Consider the following 19,528-nt stretch of genomic DNA (forward strand, 5'->3'; position numbering starts at 1 on the left):
ATCTTCCTTTCAACACAAATTTAGTTATATGAACCAGACGAATTGTGATATTATTTTAAAAAGTCATAAAAATGTAACATATTTCTATCTTATCAAACTTTTTGTTTGCTTTATATGGAGGGAACACAATGAATAAAACAAAAAATCGTTGGCTGATCGCTACAAGTGCTGTGGGGATTCATTTATCTATCGGATCTGTTTATGCATGGAGTGTTTTTACGAATCCTTTACATCAAACCTTTCAATGGTCATTAACAGAAATAAGCCTGACATTTAGCATTGCTATTTTATTTTTAGGTTTATCAGCTGCCTTCATGGGGCATTTCGTTGAAAAGTATGGGCCGAGGGCATCAGGGCTCTTCTCAGCTATTTTCTTCGGCATTGGGATGACTGGATCAGGGTTTGCTGTCCACATGTCTTCATTACCTCTCCTCTATTTATTTTATGGTGTACTCGCTGGAATCGGATTAGGTGTAGGCTATATTGCTCCAGTATCAACATTAGTCAAATGGTTTCCAGATCGAAGAGGACTCGCAACGGGTTTAGCCATTATGGGTTTTGGATTTGCTTCTCTGATTTGCAGTCCCATTATTCAATTTCTCATTGAAAAAGTTGATATTGCAAATACCTTCTATATTCTCGGAATCTCTTATTTTATTATCATGGTCGTTTCATCTCTTTATTTATCACCACCAACACCTGATGACGTCAAACAATTTAACGTGCTAAAAACAAGCCAAAGGAAAATTCCTCAAGATTTATCACAGCTCACCGCAAATGAAGCCATTAAAACACGGCGTTTTTATTATTTGTGGGTCATGCTCTTTATTAATATCACATGCGGAATTGCTATTATTTCTGTAGCATCACCGCTTGCTCAAGAAAGTGTTGGTTTCACGGCGGGTGCAGCAGCTACTCTTGTTGGAATTTTAGGTGCTTTTAATGGGCTTGGACGGATCGGATGGGCATCCTTCTCTGATTATATCGGAAGGCCAAATACGTATACGATTTTCTTTACTATACAGCTCATTGCTTTTCCCTTACTTCCCTACTTAAAAGAACCGCTCATCTTTTCAATCGTGATGGCGATCATTTATACGTGCTACGGAGGAGGGTTTGCTTCAATTCCAGCCTATATCGGAGATTTATTTGGTACGAAGCAGCTAGGTGCCATACACGGTTATATTCTCACCGCTTGGGCCGCTGCTGGTTTAGTAGGACCTTTATTTTCCTCCTTTATTCGTGACATTACAGGCAATTACACACAAAGTCTCATGGTCTTCTCTGGCCTATTTTTCATTGCGTTTATCATATCTCTTCTCATTCGGAAGGATATTAAACAACTTCGTGAATCAAATCTTACTGCTCCTTCTTCTGTCACGGTCCGCTCTTAATATGAATTTGACAGAATGACAATCTACAGGTAATTTTTAGATATGAAAACGCTTTACAAAATGATAGGAGGGTGACGATATCATGGGAAAAACAAAACACAAGGGGCCTATTAAACTCAACAAAAAACCCTCACCAAAGCTATGGGCCTCTTTTGCTCCTATGGGGCTCGGAAAAGTAAAACCGAAACACATTCGAGACACGATGAAAGTGGCATGGGAGAACAAAGATAATCTCCCCTATGCGTACCGTATATTGACTCAGGGCGTTTGTGACGGCTGTGCTCTTGGTGTATCAGGTTTATACGATCAAACACTAGCAGGACCCCATATATGCACTACAAGACTGAATGTGTTACGGCTTAACACAATGCCAGCTATTGATCCAAAATGGTTCGAAGATATTGAGCGGCTCAAACAAATGGATAGCACGTCTCTTCGAAAACTTGGGCGTATTCCTTATCCCCTGATTCGAAAAAAAGGTGAGAATGCCTTTACACGCATTTCTTGGGATAGTGCATTAGATCAAATCGCCGCTAAAATCAAATCCATTGATAAACGTCAGCTTGCTTTCTATTTAACGGCTAGAGGGATTACAAATGAAGTGTACTATACTGCGGCGAAAGCTGCGCGATTTATTGGAACAAATCATATCGATAATGCTTCTCGTATTTGCCATTCACCAAGCAAAACCGCTCTTAAACGCTCCCTTGGTATAGGTGCATCCAGCTGTAATTACAGTGATTGGATTGGAACAGATGTATTGATATTTTGGGGCTCTGTTGCATCAAACAACCAGCCGGTTTCGACTAAATATATGTACGCCGCTAAAAAGAAAGGAACCAAAATCATTGTCATCAATCCATATAAAGAGCCTGCAATGGAAAAATATTGGGTCCCTTCTATTCCAGAAAGTGCTTTATTCGGTACAAAAATAGCGGATGATTTTTATCAAGTCAATATAGGCGGCGATATTGCGTTTATGAATGGTGTCATCAAACATTGGCTTGAAATGGAAGAGCAAGCGCCTCATTCCGCTCTTGACCATGAATTTATCCAAGCACATACAACCGGCATAAAAGATGTAAAGCAGCATGTCACTCAGTTAAAATGGTCGGATCTCGAAGCATCGTCAGGCTTATCTAAAGAAAGAATGAAGGAATTCGCTGTACTGCTTGCCAATGCCAATTCAGGGGTGTTTATTTGGAGTATGGGTCTCACTCAGCATCGCTTTGCCACTGATAATATATCACAAGTCGCAAACCTTGCCATGTTACGCGGATTTATTGGCAGAAAACATTGTGGCGTTATGCCTATTCGTGGCCATAGCGGTGTCCAAGGTTCAGGCGAAATGGGTGCCGATCCATTCGTATTGCCCGGCAGTGATTTTGATGAAGAGAATATTAAAAGAATCGAGAAGATATGGGGATTTGATATTCCAAAATGGCATGGTGACACGATTGGGCAATCATTTGAAAAAATGGCTCTTCCAAAAGAACACCCGCAAAAGCTGAAGATGCTGTTTACTAGCGGTGGAAACTTTTTAGAAACGATGCCAAATCCTGAAGCGATTGAAAAAGCACTATCCGAACTTGAACTCCGTGTCCATCAAGATATTATTTTGAACACCTCTACACTGGTAGAAGCAGAAGAGACTGTGATTGTTCTGCCTGCAATGACAAGATATGAACAGCCAGGCGGCGGTACATCAACCAGTACGGAACGCATGGTGTATTTCAGTCCGGAAATTGAAGGACCTCGCATTGAAGAAGCTAGAGCTGAATGGGACATTTATATTGACCTAGCAAAAAGAGTTCGCCCAGAAGACGCGAAGCTGATTCATTTTGACCATGCTGAAGACATTCGCCGTGAGATTGCCATCGCAAATCGGAACTATGATGGGATCCAGCATTTGCGTCATAAAGGGGATGTCTTTCAATGGGGTGGCGCATGGCTTTGCGAAGATGGGGTGTGTCCAACACCGGATGGAAAAGGACACCTGCTCCCAGCACAGCTGCCTCAATACCGAAAAACTGAGGGGCATTTCAATATCACGACAAGACGAGGCAAGCAATTCAACTCTATGATTTACAGTGAAAAGGATGCCTTTAATGGTGGAAAGCGGCATTCTATCTTGATGAATGAAGAAGATGCGAAAGAGCTTTACGTCCAAGAAGGCGATTCCGTTGTCCTTTTTAATCAATATGGATCCTACCAAGGAGTTGCTCAATTCGGAGAGCTGAAACGTGGAAATATCGCAGTTTATTGGCCTGAAGGAAACGTGTTAATACCAAAAGGGGTTTACGAAAGCTATTCCCAGATTCCAGAATACAATACCACCGCAATATTAGAAAAAGCCGAAACCTTTCATGCAAGAAAAGATCAGCACTACGTGGAGAAACGGATTGATGAATTGGAAACGACTTTAAATTGATCCTTTATGAAAAAACAGCTGGGGGTTTCTCCCCAGCTGTCTATTCACAGCCTATTGACCAAAAGAGTTCGCTTCTTTTTGAAGAATATGATTCAATTCTTCTGCATTTGCTGCTGGTTGATATTGTCCACCACCAGCTTGGGCAACAGATTTTAGACTTTTTGCTTCTTTTTCATTTACATCGAAGCCAATGATATTGACGATTGTGTCAATACCTTCTTCATGTAATTGCTTCGCTGCTTGTGATGGGCTTCCGCCACATGTTTCCTCACCATCGCTGACAACATAGACAATATTTTTTCCTTTAGCTTGGTGATCTTCAAAATCTTGTTTCGTATCAGTTAATGCTTTGGCAAGTGGTGTCCATCCTGTTGGACCATACACATTTAGCGCTTGTTGAAAGGTTGCTTGCTCATATGTTCCAAATCCATAAACTGCTTCGGAACTTGCACAAGAAACGGCTTTTCCTGCATTTTTATTCGTTCCTTCATGACCAAAAACACGAAGCAAGACTTGTGTATCTTCTGATAAAATACTTGCGAAACTTTGGATCGAGCGTTTTGCGATATCGATTTTCTTTTCGCCTTCAACCGATTGTGCCATGCTTCCGCTTAAATCAAGTAAAATCACCACATGAGCAGGCTCCTTTTTCGTTACAGCATGAGCTGGTGAAGAAAGAAGCAGAACAAGACTCGCTAAAATGGTTAATATAATATTTCTTTTCATTAAAAAATCTCCCTTTTTTTCATTTGTACAGAAAAAGAGAAACGAAAGCATCAATCAATCGTTTCCCTTTTCTTCAGCAAGTTATTCGTGTAGTTTTAATGATTCTGCTGTAAGGATAGAACCCATTTCTTTCCCTGTGCTTGCTTGGTAGTAATGACCTTTACCAGCTTTAGCTACTTGCTTCAATTGACCTTCATAGCCATCGTTAAAGTCTAATCCAATCACATTGACTACAGTAGATCCTTTTGAGTTATGAAGCTCTTTCGCTACTTTCACTGGATCTCCACCACAAGTTTCTTCACCATCAGTAATTAAGTACACAATGTGTTTTGTTCCCTTATGAAGCTGCTTATCCGCTTGCTTTGCACTTTCAAGAGCACGTGCAATCGGTGTCCAGCCATTTGGTCCAAGACCGTTTAGAGAGTTTTCGAAACTATCCTTTTCATAAGGCTGAACGCCATAAACGCCTCTAATGACTTCACATGATTGGGCTTTACCTGAGTTTTTGTTGTTTCCTTCAGACCCAAACAAGCTCATACGGATTTTAGCATCTTTCGGAAGAGACTGAGCAAATTTAAATACCTCTTGTTTTGCTAAATCGAATTTGCGCTCTCCATCCACTTTTCTTGCCATACTTCCACTTGCATCAAGTAAGATCGTCACTCTTACATCTTTCTTATGTTTTTTGGCTGATGCTGCTTCTGCAAATACTGGTGAAGAGATTGACATTGATAATGTCAATACAGCTAAGGTTACGAGTGTAAATACTTTTTTCAACATGCTTTTCCTTCCTCCTTATGTATTTGATTGAAACATCTTAATCGTAAAATATTCTGTCTTGGAATGGTATAGGACTCGATCCCTTTTTCTCTTTCATCAAAATCACTAAAATTCTGTCAGATGTCTAGATATATTCACCTAAAGACTCTTTTGTCACCCTCGTTTTCTCATTCTTTCGAGGGGCTTTGTATCGGCCATCGGTTCTTGTCGGGATGTAAATGTTTAAGATTTCCTGAGGTGCGCCTTAAGTCGCAATTTGTCACATTCTGTTCATACCTCTTCACACATAAAAAAAGATGCCCCCATTTTGAGGCACCTTTGCTTTTATTTCTTAGCCATATATGTGTTCAGAAAGCGATCAGCTGATTCAATTTTTATCCCTTGATAATAATGTTTCACGATCGCCTCTACTTTTTTGCCTGACTGTGCCATATAATGTGCACCATACTGACTCATGCCCACACCATGGCCATACCCTTTTGTCGTAATCACGATTTGCTGACCCTTTCGTTCCCATGTAAAGTCTGCAGAGTGCAATCCTAGTGATTCGCGAATGTCTCTGCCCGACAATGTTTTTCCGTTAATGACGGCTTTGGCTACTTGATTGCCTGGTGTTCGTTCTACAATTTCTCCCACCTGCTGCTGGCCAAGGGTCACACCCAGTTTTTGCTGAAATTCGCTCACTGTGATGGTTTTCTTGTTTTGGAATTTGGGTGATTTTTCGTCCCATTTGCTTGAGACGCTTTTCAAATAAGGGATTTCATTTTTCCAATAAGCTTCTGCATTTTCGGTTTTCCCATTACTTGTTGAAAAGAAGGAAGCATCAATTGGTTTTTCGTCATACGTCAGTACTTTCCCTTGTGTACTGGCAACCGCTTCTGTGACCTTTTTTAATTTCCAATTGTACGCTTTTCCCCAAATTTTCTTCAGTTCCTGTTTATTTTTGTACACTTGGAACATTTGGGTGTCATCTACAAGAGAACCCTGTGGAGATTTGACGGTTTTATCAATGATCATTTGTCTGACGATATACGTTCTAGCGGCGAGTGCCTGTGCCTTGAGCGCCTCTATTTCAAAATCGGCTGGCATTTCAGAAGCGACGACACCGATCACATACTCTTCTAAGGGGATGTTTTCTACCTGCTGATGCGCTGAACGGTAGACGGGAATGGAGACGGGTGATTGTTTCAATTTGACTGAACCTTTCACTTCTTTTTTAACTGATGGTTCTGCTGCTACGTGTTGGCTGGCTGCTGGTTTTCCTTGGAACGTCGGCAACACGAGTAAGGTTGGAATCATTAAAATGATGATGCAAATTCCTGCGATTGTCCATATCATTGGTTTCATATTGGCTGCCCCCATTTGTCATTGAATCTCTTTTATCCTATGGGCAAGGACAAGCTAATATGACAGCTTCTTTCATTCATTGGACAAGTCTTTTGCTGATATGTTTGTGCTCTTCATCATTTGATTTACTGTTCGTCTTTATGAATAAAATTTAAAACGATTGGATACACTAATGATAAGCTTTTGAAAATGCAACCAGTCTATGATTCTAAAAAAAAAATCAGCATGCCCAAATGGACACACTGATTTCTTTTATGATTATGCGTTTAGATCTGATACAACTTGTTCTTGTGTCACATCTGCTGATTCATCATTTACTCTTTCAATGTCTGCACCGATTGCTGCTAGTTTTTGGTGGAAGTTCACATATCCACGGTCAATATGCTTCAATTCAGTGACACGTGTATGACCTTCTGCCACTAATCCAGCAAGTACAAGTGCTGCTCCTGCTCTTAAATCAGTCGCTGCCACTTCAGCACCTTGAAGTTGAACAGGTCCATTGATTATCACAGAGCGACCCTCAATTTTAATATCGCCATTCATGCGGCGGAATTCTTCAGCATGCATAAAACGATTTTCAAACACAGTTTCTGTGATCATGCTTGTTCCGTTTGCACGAAGCAATAGCGCCATCATCTGAGATTGCATATCCGTTGGGAAACCAGGATGCGGCATTGTTTTTAGATCGATTGGCTTGAGCTCAGATGGTCCAATGACTCTTAAACCTTCTTCTTCTTCAATGATCTGAATACCCATTTCTTCCATTTTCGCCACAAGTGAAGTCATGTGCTCAGGCACAGCGCCTTTTACAAGAACATTCCCTTCAGTAATGGCTGCTGCCACCATAAACGTACCAGCTTCAATTCGGTCAGGGATAATGTTGTGTTTTGCACCGTGAAGTGTTTCTACACCTTCGATTTTGATTGTACCAGTTCCAGCACCGCGAACCTTACCGCCCATGGCATTAATGTAGTTTGCCAAATCAACAATTTCAGGTTCTTTTGCTACGTTTTCTAAAATCGTCGTTCCTTCAGCCAATGCTGCTGCCATGATGATGTTTTCAGTTGCCCCTACACTTGGGAAATCCAAATAGATTTTTGCACCTTTTAAACGGCCATTTACTTCAGCCTCGATGAAACCATTACCTACTTGAATTTTAGCTCCCATTGCTTCAAAGCCTTTTAAATGCTGATCAATTGGTCTTGAACCAATCGCACAACCACCAGGTAATGCAACTCTTGCATGACCTGTTCTAGCTAAAAGTGGTCCCATGACGAGCACAGATGCTCTCATTTTACGGACGTACTCAAACGGAGCCTCAGTTTCTAGTGCATGAGATGCATCTACTGATACTTCGTTATTTTCAAAATGTACTTCTGCTCCTAAATGACGTAACACTTCATTGATTGTATATACATCGGAGAGCGTAGGTACATCACAAATTACGCTTTTTTCTGTACTTGCTAACAAAGATGCAGCGATAACTGGTAAAACGGCATTTTTTGCGCCTTCTACTTTAACTGTGCCGTTTAACTTTTGACCGCCGCGGACGATGATTTTTTCCAAGGTCTTCCCCTCCGCGTCCCAAATTCTCTATATTAATATTCAGTCGTTACGATTGGTGTGCCAACCGTAATCGTATGATTTTCGTTCATTTCCGAACTTCTGATGGCAATTTGAACATTCATTTTATCATTTGAAGTCATAATGAACTGTTCCCACTTCTCTGTGTAAGCGGAAAGCGACACAAAATTAGACTCAACGAGATACTCAACAGGTTTTGCTTGAAATTCATTTGCTATCATTTCAGCTTTTTTTTGCAAAACAACATCCATCATACCATTTACATGACCATCGAGACAAGTAAAAATCACAAATTTTTCTTGTAATATGCTTTTTGCATGACGTACGAACTGATCATATGTATGCTCCCAGGTATTCAGTGGGCGAGCACCTTTTTGCTCATATAATAAATACGACTTTTGGTTTGATTTTGTGTCGGTCTTCACGAGTAAAATTTTCGATAATGTATCATTTTTTTCATCTTTGTAAATTCCTGTGACTTTGGTGACATGTTTCTCTTTTTTTTCGGTCCACTCATACTGTCGTAGTTCGTCTTTCAAACGTTTCACTTTTTTTGAAAATTGTTCGGATGAAATGTCTATATTTGTTTTGGCATGAAGCGTCCATCCACTTACTTCGATTTGCTGGTTTTTCATACCTTCTGCTATTTGGGCGAGCGTGGATGTTTCTTCCGCCCGAACACCTTGAATCATCAGAACAAAAAAAAGAATAAATGCAAATAATGGCCAACCTTTTAAACACTTTCTCACTTGTCATTCCCCCTTGCTACAAGTGTTGCCGCAAGGAGATCAATGCATACGTGGAAAAGTCATCAAAGGCCATATTTTTGACACTTCTTTTTACGTTCCCGCAGAAGGCAGTGACCAAACCTTTTATGTTAAAACATATAAGGGATTTGTCTGGAGAAATTTAAATAATCAAGGAAGAAATTGCTGACTGCCGATGCAATAGCAATCGTGATCAGCATCATGAGCAATCTAGCTTGAATAATTTTTCCTTTTTTAATCAGTGGATCGATATTCACCGCAAGCAATGCCCACCACGTAATGGCAATAAAAAATAGGTGGATCACAATACTGACAATTGCTTGTTGTCCTACGTCTTCCATACACTTGAATCCTCCTTTTATTGATTTCTGTAAAGGAAAACTCCCTTTCATTATATCCTCCAAAATCGGAAAGATGAATCATTTGGAAAAAAGAGCTACATTTAGAGTGAATCCCCTCTTATTCTGATGCGAAGGAGATGATATACTGCGGTGGAAGGAGCTGATCATATTTGAAAGATTCTTTTCCTGACTTTGTTGATTTGTACGGAGAACTGGTTCCCTCATTTGAACATGAATGGGAAGCCATTGCTTTCTACTTTGATTATAGACAGACACAGCTAGAAGAATTAGCACAATTGTGTCATTTTCATAACATTTCTTTGGATTACTCAGAGGAAAGCCTTTATCAGTTAGAGTCATTATACTTCGATGCCTTCCGTCAGCAGCTTTTTGCTGAGTGGAAAATGCCAATAGATGCATTAGAAGCGATGATGAGTGTGTATTTAGGAGAGGTTGTCATCCGTCATCATTCAGATGCTGACTGGGTCGTGCGGCCTTATATGGACTCTTCGCACCAATATACGCTTGGCTTACGTAGAAACAATAAAACATGGCATTGCAGTACGCAATTTTGCGAGCAGTTATATCTTGAAAAGCAAGCATCTCATCCGTATGTGTCGATGTATCAATCTCTCATGTCATCCTAAAAAAAATCCTTCTTATCATTGTGATAAGAAGGATTTTCTGTTTTATTTCCCTGCTACATTTAAACGGTTTAATGCCCGTTTTAATGCGAGTTCCGCCCTGCGTACATCACTTTCATTCGGGTGGTTCAAATGCTCTTCAGCACGCTGTTTCGCTGATTTTGCACGATCGACATCAACTTTGTCTGATGTTTCAGCAGCCTGAGCAAGAATGGTTACTTTTTCGGGGCGAACTTCAACAAATCCACCGCTTACTGCAACCAATTCAGTTGATCCACTATGTTTTAAGCGAACTGCACCGATTTTTAGCGGAGCAACCATTGGAACGTGGCCAGCTAAAATCCCAAGCTCACCGCTTTCTGCTCTTACACTGACCATTTCCACATCCGCTTCATACACTGGGCCGTCGGGAGTAACGATATTGACTTGAACGGTCTTCATGCTTTTACCCTCCTAAGGACCAGATTAGGCCTCTACACCCATCTCTTTGGCTTTTTCAACCACTTCTTCAATGCGGCCGACTAAGCGGAATGCATCTTCTGGAAGGTGATCGTATTTACCAGATAAGATTTCCTTGAAGCCTTTAACAGTTTCTTGCAATGGCACATAAGAACCTTTTTGGCCAGTGAACTGTTCTGCTACGTGGAAGTTTTGAGATAGGAAGAATTGAACACGACGAGCTCTGTGTACCACAAGCTTATCGTCCTCAGATAATTCATCCATACCTAAAATGGCAATGATATCTTGCAATTCTTTATAACGTTGCAATGTTTGCTGAACTTCACGCGCGATCGCATAATGCTCTTCGCCAACAATCTCAGGTGCAAGGGCACGAGATGTTGAAGCAAGTGGATCTACCGCTGGGTAAATCCCCATCTCTGTCAACTTACGCTCAAGGTTTGTCGTTGCATCAAGGTGAGCGAACGTTGTAGCTGGAGCTGGATCTGTATAGTCATCCGCAGGTACATAGATCGCTTGAATCGATGTAACCGATCCTACGTTTGTAGACGTGATACGCTCTTGAAGCTGACCCATTTCTGTTGCAAGAGTTGGCTGATAACCTACCGCTGAAGGCATACGTCCAAGAAGGGCTGATACTTCAGAACCTGCTTGTGTAAAACGATAGATGTTATCGATGAAGAACAATACGTCTTGACCTTGTTCATCACGGAAATGCTCTGCCATTGTCAAACCAGTTAGAGCTACACGCATACGTGCACCTGGTGGCTCGTTCATTTGGCCGAAGACCATCGCTGTTTTTTCGATAACGCCAGAATCTTTCATTTCGTAGTAAAGGTCATTTCCTTCACGTGTACGCTCTCCAACACCAGCGAATACAGAAATACCGCCGTGTTCTTGTGCGATGTTGTTGATCAATTCTTGAATCAGAACGGTTTTACCAACACCGGCTCCACCGAATAGACCGATCTTTCCACCTTTGATGTAAGGAGCAAGAAGGTCAACAACTTTGATACCTGTTTCAAGAATTTCAACTTCTGTAGAAAGTTGATCAAAAGAAGGCGCTTGTCTGTGGATTGGGTCTCTTTGCGCTTCCACACCAAGTGGCTCATCTAAGTCAATGTTATCTCCCAGTACGTTGAATACACGTCCAAGTGTTACGTTACCAACTGGTACTGAAATTGGTTTTCCAAGGTCTACAGCTTCCATACCGCGCTTCACACCGTCTGTTGATGCCATTGCGATGGTTCTCACTGTATCATCACCTAAATGTAGTGCTACTTCTAAAGTTAAGTCGATATCAACTTCACTTTCGCTTTCCGCTTTATGCGAAACTTTGATCGCATTATAAATCTCAGGCAAGTGACCGTCTTCAAAACGAACGTCTACGACTGGTCCCATGATCTGACTGATGCGTCCTGTTTTCATTGCATTCCCTCCTGACAATTATTTCTATTCTAAGGCAGCTGCTCCGCCGACAATTTCTGTAATCTCTTGTGTAATCGCTGCTTGACGAGCACGGTTGTAAGAGAGTGTCAGGCTGTCGATCAATTCTTTTGCGTTGTCTGTTGCACTCTTCATTGCTGTCATCCTTGCAGCATGTTCACTTGCTTTGCTGTCAAGAAGCGCACCGAAAATCAAACTCTCTGCATATTGAGGAAGGAGAACTTCAAGAATTTCTTCTTCAGAAGGCTCAAACTCATAAGATGCGGAACGTTTATTTGGTGTCGCTGCGGCCGAAAGGTCCGTTAGCGGCAATAATTTTTTCTCTGTTACTTCTTGCGAAATGGCACTGACGAAATGGTTATAGAACATGTAAAGCTCATCAAACGCTTCATCAGAGAACATTTGTACTGTACTGCTTGCTAATTCTTTAATATCAGCAAACGCTACTTCGTCTCCAAGCCCTGTGACTTCAGAAATAACTGGAATACCACGCTTTTTGAAGAAGTCGCGTCCGATTTTACCAATCACAATCACCGCATATTCATCAGCAGATTGATGACGAGATTGAATGGCTTGGTAAGCGGCACGTAAAATCGAGCTGTTAAAAGGTCCTGCAAGTCCTCGATCAGATGTAATGACGAGATACCCTGTTTTCTTAACAGGTCTTGAAAGAAGCATTGGGTGCTTAGCACTTGTTCCAGTTGCGATTGCCGCAACGACTTCTTGGATTTTCTCCATGTAAGGAACAAAGGACTTCGCATTATTTTCAGCACGATTCAGTTTCGCAGCTGATACCATTTGCATCGCTTTTGTGATCTGACTCGATTTTTTTGTTGACGTGATCCTTGACTTAATATCGCGTAATGAGGCCAAAGATTTCACCACCTTTTTTCAGGAATCCGTGTTCATTTACGTGAAAAGAGAGAAAAAGAGAATCTTTTTCTCTCGGAAAGATTACTAATTAGTTGCTTGGTGCAAACGTACGTTTAAAGCCTTCGATCGCTGCTTTCCACTCTTCATCAGCAGGCATGTTTCCTGTTTGAGAGATTGTGTCAAACAAGTCTTTATGGTTTTCTTCAATGTACATGAATAACTCAGCTTCAAAGCGTTTGACATCAGCAATCGCTACATCATCTAAGTATCCTCTTGTCAGTGCATAAAGAATCGCTACTTGTTTTTCAACTTTCAGCGGCTTGTTCAAGTCTTGTTTTAAGACTTCAACTGTTCTAGCACCACGGTTTAATTTAGCTTGAGTCGCTTGGTCTAGATCAGATCCAAACTGAGCGAATGCTTCAAGCTCACGATAAGAAGCAAGATCCAAACGAAGTGTACCTGCTACCTTTTTCATCGCTTTGATTTGTGCAGAACCACCTACACGAGATACAGACAATCCTGCGTTTACCGCTGGACGTACGCCTGAGAAGAAGAGATCCGATTGTAAGAAGATCTGTCCATCTGTGATTGAGATAACGTTTGTTGGGATATATGCAGAGATATCACCAGCTTGCGTTTCTACGAAAGGCAATGCTGTGATAGAACCGCCACCCTTTTCATCACTAAGCTTCGCTGCACGCTCTAATAAACGAGAGTGAAGGTAGAAAACATCACCAGGGAATGCTTCACGACCTGGAGGACGACGAAGCAATAATGAAAGCTCACGGTAAGCTGCCGCTTGTTTAGAAAGGTCATCATACACAACAAGCACATGCTTGCCGTTATACATGAATTCCTCACCCATCGTTACACCTGCATAAGGAGCAAGGTAAAGAAGTGGAGCTGGCTGTGATGCAGAAGCTGTGACAACGATTGTGTAGTCGAGCGCACCATGCTTACGAAGTGTTTCAACAACACCACGAACAGTTGATTCTTTTTGTCCGATCGCTACATAGATACAGATCATGTCTTGATCTTTTTGGTTCAGGATCGTATCGATTGCAACAGATGTTTTACCTGTTTGACGGTCCCCAATGATCAATTCACGCTGTCCGCGTCCGATTGGAATCAAGGCATCAATTGCTTTAATTCCCGTTTGAAGCGGCTCATGTACCGATTTACGATCCATAACGCCTGGTGCTTCACTTTCGATTGGACGTGTTTTGCTTGTTAAAATTGGACCTAGTCCATCAACAGGCTGACCAAGTGGGTTCACAATACGTCCGATTAACTCTTCTCCTACTGGAACCTCCATGATACGACCTGTACGTTTTACGTCGTCACCTTCACGGATATCTTTGTAAGGTCCTAAGATTACGATACCTACGTTAGACTCCTCAAGGTTTTGAGCCATACCCATTACACCGTTAGAGAACTCAACAAGCTCTCCTGCCATAATGTTGTCAAGGCCATGTACACGCGCGATACCGTCCCCTACTTGAATGACTGTACCGACATCTTTTACTTCAATTTCAGATTGATAGTTTTGGATTTGCTGCTTTATCAGCGCGCTAATCTCTTCAGCTTTGATACTCACTAAGGTTTCACCCCTTCTAACGATTTTCGCCTGCAAGCTGACGTTCAATGCGGGAAAGCTTTCCGCTGACACTGCCGTCATAAATGCGGTTTCCGATACGGATTTTCACTCCGCCTATTAGATCCTTGTCAATCACGTTTTCTACACGCAGTGATGTGACTCCGGCTTTTTTGGCAAATACTTCAGATAAAGATTGAATTTCAGCTCCGCTGAGCGGTTTCACTGAATACACGATCGCATCGTCTATTTGTTTCGTACGGTTTGCAAGTTTCACAAACTCAGACGCCATTTCAGGAAAAATATTCGTGCGTCCACGGTCAATCAGTAAATACATTGTGTGCAAAACATATGTCGAAACACCTTTGAAAGCTTCTGCAATCAGATGTTTCTTTTTGTCTGCCGTAATCTTCGGATGAACAAGAAAGTCATTTAATTCTTGGTCAGCCTTGAGAACTTTTTTGATCTCATTCAGCTCTTTTTCAGTTTCGTCTACTGCCGAAGAAGCAAGAACGATGTCAAAAAGAGCAGAAGCGTAACGCTTAGAGACAATAGTCACGCTCATCGGCTTTCGCCTGCCTCTTTAAGATACTCTTGGATCAATTTCTCTTGTGCTTGCTCATCAAGTTCTTTTTCAATCACTTTAGAAGCAATTAATACAGAAAGTGATGCAACTTGCTCGCGCAGTGCAGCCACAGCTTGTTCTTTTTCTTTCACGATTTCAGTTCTAGCAGACTCTTTCAAGCGCTCTGATTCTTGACGTGCTGCTTGAATGATGTCTTCTTTTTGTTTCTCACCAATCTTTTTCGCATTTTCGATGAGTGTATGTGATTCTTCGCGTGCTTCTTTCAATAAGACACGTTGTTCTTCAAGAAGCTTTTCAGCTTGAACGTGCTTTTCTTCAGCACTTGAAATTTCATTTCCTATATAATCTTCACGCTGTTTCATAATCCCTAATAAAGGCTTAAGCGCAAATTTCTTTAAAAGTGCAAGCAGGATGAGCATAGCGATCAGCTGGAATATGATATCTCCGGTGTTTAGACCTGCTCCTAAAACTACTGGTAACTGAGACATTTAGTACGGCAACTCCCTTCTTTAAATAATATGTTAAGAAACAAAACATAAAGGAATGGCGAAGTTTCGAACTAATCTGATCTTCGCCATTAAAATTCATATTAGAACGCTTCTCACATATTAACCAAAGAATGCCAAGAATGCGATAACGACAGCGATAATTGGAAGTGCCTCAACTAAAGCTACCCCGATGAACATAAGAGTTCTTAGTTCTCTACCAGCTTCTGGCTGACGAGCGATTCCTTCAACTGTTTTAGATACGATTAGACCGTTACCAATACCTGCTCCTAGTGCTCCTAAACCGATTGCAATTGCTGCTGCTATTAAATTCATTAAAAAGCTCCTCCTTTAAAATAACGTCCTTTTTGGACTCTCAATTTTTTAGTGTTCGTCGCTGACTTTATGGGAGATATACACCATTGTCAGCATGGTGAAGATAAATGCCTGGATGGTTCCGACAAACAAACTGAATGCCTGCCATACAATCATCGGCACTATGGCACCTAATGTACCAATGATACCTAGTGCAAGGTTTTGCGAATAGAAATTAGTCGCAAGTCCTGCAAGTAAACCAAGAAGAATCTCTCCAGCGAAAATATTTCCATAAAGACGCAAACCAAGTGTTAATGTGTTTGCAAATTCTTCAATAATTTTCAGCGGTACTAAAAGTGGGATTGGTCTAAAGTAGTCTTTTGTATATTCCTTGACTCCTTTTGCTTTAACACCATAGTAGTGTGTCAATCCCATGACCATAACCGCTAGTGTCATTGTGATTGCAGGATCAGCAGTTGGTGATTTCCACCATAAGTTGTGATCGACCGTAATCGAGAATGGCAGTCCAAGCATGTTTGAAACAAATATGTACATGAGTAATGTAACGCCAAGCGCTAGAAATGGGGCTCCTGTTTTCATGTCCATCGAACTACCTATGATATTTCGAACAAAATCAACAATCCATTCCATGAAGTTCTGCGCCTTTGTCGGACGAATAGCCAGAACACGAGTAGTCAGCACCGCTATGAGAAGAACGATGATACTAGCAATCGTAATCATGAGAACATTGGATAAGTTGAACGTTAACCCTAAAAATTCTGTAGTTTTTGAACTGTGACCCAAAGAGTATTCACCTCTCTTCCATAGTAGAACGTTTAAGTTGAATGAAGGAATCTATCATAATGACAGGATATATTGTCATTAATCCTATAACAACACCTGCCAGATGAACTTCGTTAGGGTAACGCCAAGCAATCGCTACTGCGAGAATTGCGTTGGCCCACCTGGCTGTACTTCCCATTGAACGAATAGATTTTCCTTTTTTAACTGCTCGATCAAAAGCATGCATTCTCCGAATAAGCAGGAATAAATTAAAGAAAGCAAAAATTGTGCCGATAATGAAACCAAGAAACAGTGGTTTAAAACCAGGCATGGCATAGCCAAACACAAAAATTGCCAATAAATAGAACATATATTTACTCTGTCTGCGGAAAATGACGTTTGGATCGTTCATTCATCTGACTCCCGATGAAAAATATTGTAAAAAAGGTGATAAATGGTGATGAAAACTGCGTAGAAGACGCTTATGATAAGCCATCCTGTTTGAAAAAAATCAATCACCCATCGGTCTAATTGTGCAATCAGACTTGAAATCTTTAGATCTATGGGATTCTGCTTCATTCGCTGATACAAACCCTGATTATTAAAGGGTTCACAATGAGGATTAGTAGAGTGCTATAGGCTATGAAAACCTTACCATAATACCCTCGTTTAGCATACAATAGCGTCTATGATGTGTCAATCCGTTGAAAGTTAAAAAACTTTTCTATAATGAGAGAGCACACAAAATGTTCACAATTTCATCAAACTTTAGGAGAGTTGTGACATTCATGCAAAAAAACTGCTAATGTTCAGTATACATTGATTTTTCTAAGAACGATATCAACCGTTTGTCATATTTTTCAAAAAAGCCCACATGCACGTTTGCATGTGGGCTTTTCATGAATCATTCTTATTTTGTTCCATACATACGGTCACCAGCATCACCAAGACCTGGGATGATGTAACCTTTTTCGTTTAACTTCTCATCTAATGCCGCAATGTAGATATCAACATCTGGATGATGTTTTTGCATTTCTTCTACACCTTCTGGCGCAGCAATCAGACACATGAAGCGGATGTTTTTCGCACCGCGTTTTTTCAAGCTGTTTAATGCTTCTACAGCTGATCCGCCCGTTGCAAGCATTGGGTCTACTACGATAAATTCACGCTCTTCCACATCAGATGGAAGCTTCACATAATATTCAACAGGCTTTAATGTCTTCGGATCACGGTATAAACCGACATGTCCCACTTTGGCAGCTGGAATGAGTTTCAAAATCCCGTCTACCATTCCAAGACCTGCTCTTAAAATCGGCACAACTCCGAGTTTTTTACCTGAGATCACGTTTGATTTAGCGACTTGTACAGGTGTTTCTACATCTACCTCTTCAAGCGGTAAGTCTCTTGTGATTTCAAATGCCATTAATGTTGCGACTTCATCCACTAGCTCTCTAAATTCTTTTGTTCCTGTATGAACGTCACGAATATATGTAAGTTTGTGCTGAATAAGCGGGTGATCAAATACATAAACCTTTGCCATTGCTTGCTACAACTCCTTTTCTGTCATCTTCCGGTGAACTTTGCACACTTCCTACAATTCTACATAAAAAGACATCATCTTTCAATATGATTCGCAAATCCTACAAAAAAAACCCACATGCCAAAAATAGGCAAATGGGTCTGCATCTTAATAATCTAATTCTTGATATAGAGGGAAACGAGCTGTCAGATCAGATACACGCTTTTTCGCCTCTTCTAATTTCGCTTCATCTTCATGATGTTTCAGAGCAAGCGCAATAATGGAACCGACTTCTTTCATCGCTTCTTGATCGAAGCCACGGCTTGTCACTGCTGCTGTACCTACACGTACACCACTTGTAACAAATGGCTTCTCTGGATCATATGGAATTGCATTTTTGTTCACCGTGATACCAATTTCATCAAGAACGTTTTCTGCAATTTTTCCTGTAATGCCAAGAGAGCGCAAGTCGATGAGAACAAGATGGTTATCTGTTCCACCAGATACAAGCTGAATATCCTCAGATAAAAGTGTTTCAGCTAGTTGTTTTGCGTTATCAATCACGTTTTGTGCATATGTTTTGAAATCTCCGTTCAATACTTCACCGAAAGAAACAGCTTTTGCAGAGATCACATGCATGAGTGGTCCACCTTGAATACCAGGGAAGATCGATTTGTCGATCTTTTTACCAAACTCTTCACGGCATAGAATCATTCCGCCGCGAGGTCCGCGCAATGTTTTGTGAGTTGTCGTTGTCACAAAATCAGCGTAAGGAACTGGATTTGGATGAAGACCTGCTGCAACAAGACCCGCGATGTGAGCCATGTCCACCATAAAGTAAGCACCGACTTCATCGGCAATTTCACGGAACTTTTTGAAATCAATTTGACGTGGGTAAGCACTTGCCCCCGCTACGATTAGTTTCGGCTTATGCTCACGTGCTTTTTCAAGTACATCTTGGTAGTCGATATGTTGTGTTTCTTTATCTACACCGTATTCTACAAAGTTGTACTGTACGCCACTAAAGTTTACAGGGCTTCCATGTGTTAAATGCCCGCCATGTGATAAGTTCATGCCTAGCACTGTATCGCCATGCTCAAGGATTGTAAAGTATACGGCCATATTCGCTTGAGCACCTGAGTGAGGCTGTACGTTCACATACTCAGCGCCAAAAATTTCTTTTGCGCGGTCACGTGCGATATCTTCTACAACGTCTACATGTTCACAGCCGCCATAGTAGCGTTTACCAGGGTAACCTTCTGCATATTTGTTTGTTAAGACAGAGCCCTGCGCTTCCATGACTGCTTCGCTTACGAAGTTTTCTGATGCAATTAATTCGATTTTGTCCTGCTGGCGTTTCCGCTCTAGTTGAATTGCTTTGAATACTTGTGCGTCTTGCTCAGGTAAATGTTTCATCAGCGAAATCCTCTCCAATCTATTTCCATTCGATGTTT

At 41.1% G+C, this 19,528-nt stretch carries 20 protein-coding genes; 3 read left to right on the forward strand and 17 right to left on the reverse strand.

Annotated elements, in window-relative coordinates:
- Positions 1–128 precede the first annotated feature (128 nt).
- Both MHI58_RS17640 and MHI58_RS17645 read left to right on the forward strand, forming a co-directional pair.
- Positions 129–1,394: an OFA family MFS transporter gene (locus tag MHI58_RS17640; protein ID WP_045033931.1), complete on the forward strand. Its 1,266-nt coding sequence runs from the start codon at positions 129–131 to the stop codon at positions 1,392–1,394.
- 82 nt (positions 1,395–1,476) lie between these two features.
- Positions 1,477–3,825, forward strand: coding sequence for an FdhF/YdeP family oxidoreductase (locus tag MHI58_RS17645; RefSeq protein ID WP_045033930.1), 2,349 nt, complete (start codon positions 1,477–1,479; stop codon positions 3,823–3,825).
- A 51-nt stretch (positions 3,826–3,876) separates the two neighbouring features.
- Here MHI58_RS17645 and MHI58_RS17650 read toward each other — a convergent pair whose 3' ends face one another.
- From MHI58_RS17650 to MHI58_RS17675, 6 genes are all read right to left on the reverse strand, one after another.
- Entirely contained in the window at positions 3,877–4,551 is a 675-nt protein-coding gene (locus MHI58_RS17650) for a VWA domain-containing protein (protein WP_045034059.1), read from the reverse strand.
- Positions 4,552–4,632: 81 nt separating this feature from the next.
- The gene (locus MHI58_RS17655; protein ID WP_008343379.1) at positions 4,633–5,331 is read right to left on the reverse strand and encodes a VWA domain-containing protein; all 699 of its coding nucleotides are present in this window, start codon (positions 5,329–5,331) and stop codon (positions 4,633–4,635) included.
- A 324-nt stretch (positions 5,332–5,655) separates the two neighbouring features.
- Positions 5,656–6,678, reverse strand: coding sequence for a stage II sporulation protein D (gene spoIID, locus MHI58_RS17660; protein WP_008343381.1), 1,023 nt, complete (start codon positions 6,676–6,678; stop codon positions 5,656–5,658).
- A gap of 258 nt (positions 6,679–6,936) precedes the next feature.
- The gene (gene murA / locus MHI58_RS17665) at positions 6,937–8,244 is read right to left on the reverse strand and encodes a UDP-N-acetylglucosamine 1-carboxyvinyltransferase (RefSeq protein ID WP_007497616.1); all 1,308 of its coding nucleotides are present in this window, start codon (positions 8,242–8,244) and stop codon (positions 6,937–6,939) included.
- A 32-nt stretch (positions 8,245–8,276) separates the two neighbouring features.
- The gene (locus MHI58_RS17670; protein WP_035389789.1) at positions 8,277–9,011 is read right to left on the reverse strand and encodes a YwmB family TATA-box binding protein; all 735 of its coding nucleotides are present in this window, start codon (positions 9,009–9,011) and stop codon (positions 8,277–8,279) included.
- 128 nt (positions 9,012–9,139) lie between these two features.
- Positions 9,140–9,370, reverse strand: a complete 231-nt coding sequence (locus MHI58_RS17675; RefSeq protein ID WP_025208130.1) for a DUF1146 family protein — start codon at positions 9,368–9,370, stop codon at positions 9,140–9,142.
- 170 nt (positions 9,371–9,540) lie between these two features.
- Between MHI58_RS17675 and MHI58_RS17680 the strand changes: the two genes are divergently transcribed.
- On the forward strand, positions 9,541–10,017 hold the full coding sequence (locus MHI58_RS17680; RefSeq protein ID WP_045033929.1) for a hypothetical protein: 477 nt from the start codon (positions 9,541–9,543) through the stop codon (positions 10,015–10,017).
- A gap of 42 nt (positions 10,018–10,059) precedes the next feature.
- Here MHI58_RS17680 and MHI58_RS17685 read toward each other — a convergent pair whose 3' ends face one another.
- From MHI58_RS17685 to glyA, 11 genes are all read right to left on the reverse strand, one after another.
- Positions 10,060–10,455 (reverse strand): F0F1 ATP synthase subunit epsilon, encoded by a 396-nt coding sequence (locus MHI58_RS17685; protein WP_008343393.1) that lies wholly within the window; start codon positions 10,453–10,455, stop codon positions 10,060–10,062.
- 24 nt (positions 10,456–10,479) lie between these two features.
- A complete protein-coding gene (gene atpD, locus MHI58_RS17690) occupies positions 10,480–11,901 on the reverse strand; it encodes a F0F1 ATP synthase subunit beta (RefSeq protein WP_008343395.1) in 1,422 nt (473 codons plus the stop codon).
- Between the two features lie 24 nt (positions 11,902–11,925).
- Positions 11,926–12,792 carry a F0F1 ATP synthase subunit gamma gene (locus MHI58_RS17695; RefSeq protein WP_007497628.1) on the reverse strand — a complete coding sequence of 289 codons (867 nt, stop codon included), beginning with the start codon at positions 12,790–12,792 and terminating at the stop codon, positions 11,926–11,928.
- Positions 12,793–12,880: 88 nt separating this feature from the next.
- Positions 12,881–14,389, reverse strand: a complete 1,509-nt coding sequence (atpA, locus tag MHI58_RS17700) for a F0F1 ATP synthase subunit alpha (protein ID WP_008343398.1) — start codon at positions 14,387–14,389, stop codon at positions 12,881–12,883.
- A 16-nt stretch (positions 14,390–14,405) separates the two neighbouring features.
- Positions 14,406–14,951, reverse strand: a complete 546-nt coding sequence (locus MHI58_RS17705) for a F0F1 ATP synthase subunit delta (protein ID WP_007497632.1) — start codon at positions 14,949–14,951, stop codon at positions 14,406–14,408.
- Positions 14,948–15,460, reverse strand: coding sequence for a F0F1 ATP synthase subunit B (gene atpF, locus MHI58_RS17710; RefSeq protein WP_007497634.1), 513 nt, complete (start codon positions 15,458–15,460; stop codon positions 14,948–14,950). The genes MHI58_RS17705 and atpF overlap by 4 nt, the downstream gene beginning before the upstream one ends.
- Positions 15,461–15,580: 120 nt before the next feature.
- Complete coding sequence (gene atpE / locus MHI58_RS17715) at positions 15,581–15,793, reverse strand: F0F1 ATP synthase subunit C (protein ID WP_003214968.1); 213 nt, start codon at positions 15,791–15,793, stop codon at positions 15,581–15,583.
- Positions 15,794–15,841: 48 nt separating this feature from the next.
- The gene (atpB, locus tag MHI58_RS17720; RefSeq protein ID WP_007497637.1) at positions 15,842–16,576 is read right to left on the reverse strand and encodes a F0F1 ATP synthase subunit A; all 735 of its coding nucleotides are present in this window, start codon (positions 16,574–16,576) and stop codon (positions 15,842–15,844) included.
- A gap of 7 nt (positions 16,577–16,583) precedes the next feature.
- The gene (locus MHI58_RS17725) at positions 16,584–16,967 is read right to left on the reverse strand and encodes an ATP synthase subunit I (RefSeq protein ID WP_007497639.1); all 384 of its coding nucleotides are present in this window, start codon (positions 16,965–16,967) and stop codon (positions 16,584–16,586) included.
- Positions 16,968–17,465: 498 nt separating this feature from the next.
- Entirely contained in the window at positions 17,466–18,095 is a 630-nt protein-coding gene (gene upp / locus MHI58_RS17730; protein ID WP_003214553.1) for a uracil phosphoribosyltransferase, read from the reverse strand.
- Positions 18,096–18,242: 147 nt separating this feature from the next.
- Positions 18,243–19,490, reverse strand: a complete 1,248-nt coding sequence (glyA, locus tag MHI58_RS17735) for a serine hydroxymethyltransferase (protein WP_024718755.1) — start codon at positions 19,488–19,490, stop codon at positions 18,243–18,245.
- Positions 19,491–19,528: the final 38 nt, after the last annotated feature.

The organism is Bacillus sp. FSL K6-2869 (assembly GCF_040869405.1).
Taxonomy (GTDB): Bacteria; Bacillota; Bacilli; order Bacillales; family Bacillaceae; genus Bacillus; species Bacillus altitudinis.

Bases quoted from the DNA above. Each gene is read 5' to 3' on its own strand.
- MHI58_RS17640 (WP_045033931.1), top strand. From the start codon at position 129: ATGAATAAAACAAAAAATCGTTGGCTGATCGCTACAAGTGCTGTGGGG.
- MHI58_RS17645 (WP_045033930.1), top strand. From the start codon at position 1,477: ATGGGAAAAACAAAACACAAGGGGCCTATTAAACTCAACAAAAAACCC.
- MHI58_RS17650 (WP_045034059.1), bottom strand. From the start codon at position 4,551: ATGAAAAGAAATATTATATTAACCATTTTAGCGAGTCTTGTTCTGCTT.
- MHI58_RS17655 (WP_008343379.1), bottom strand. From the start codon at position 5,331: ATGTTGAAAAAAGTATTTACACTCGTAACCTTAGCTGTATTGACATTA.
- spoIID (WP_008343381.1), bottom strand. From the start codon at position 6,678: ATGAAACCAATGATATGGACAATCGCAGGAATTTGCATCATCATTTTA.
- MHI58_RS17675 (WP_025208130.1), bottom strand. From the start codon at position 9,370: ATGGAAGACGTAGGACAACAAGCAATTGTCAGTATTGTGATCCACCTA.
- MHI58_RS17685 (WP_008343393.1), bottom strand. From the start codon at position 10,455: ATGAAGACCGTTCAAGTCAATATCGTTACTCCCGACGGCCCAGTGTAT.
- atpD (WP_008343395.1), bottom strand. From the start codon at position 11,901: ATGAAAACAGGACGCATCAGTCAGATCATGGGACCAGTCGTAGACGTT.
- MHI58_RS17705 (WP_007497632.1), bottom strand. From the start codon at position 14,951: ATGAGCGTGACTATTGTCTCTAAGCGTTACGCTTCTGCTCTTTTTGAC.
- atpF (WP_007497634.1), bottom strand. From the start codon at position 15,460: ATGTCTCAGTTACCAGTAGTTTTAGGAGCAGGTCTAAACACCGGAGAT.
- atpE (WP_003214968.1), bottom strand. From the start codon at position 15,793: ATGAATTTAATAGCAGCAGCAATTGCAATCGGTTTAGGAGCACTAGGA.
- MHI58_RS17725 (WP_007497639.1), bottom strand. From the start codon at position 16,967: ATGAACGATCCAAACGTCATTTTCCGCAGACAGAGTAAATATATGTTC.
- upp (WP_003214553.1), bottom strand. From the start codon at position 18,095: ATGGCAAAGGTTTATGTATTTGATCACCCGCTTATTCAGCACAAACTT.
- glyA (WP_024718755.1), bottom strand. From the start codon at position 19,490: ATGAAACATTTACCTGAGCAAGACGCACAAGTATTCAAAGCAATTCAA.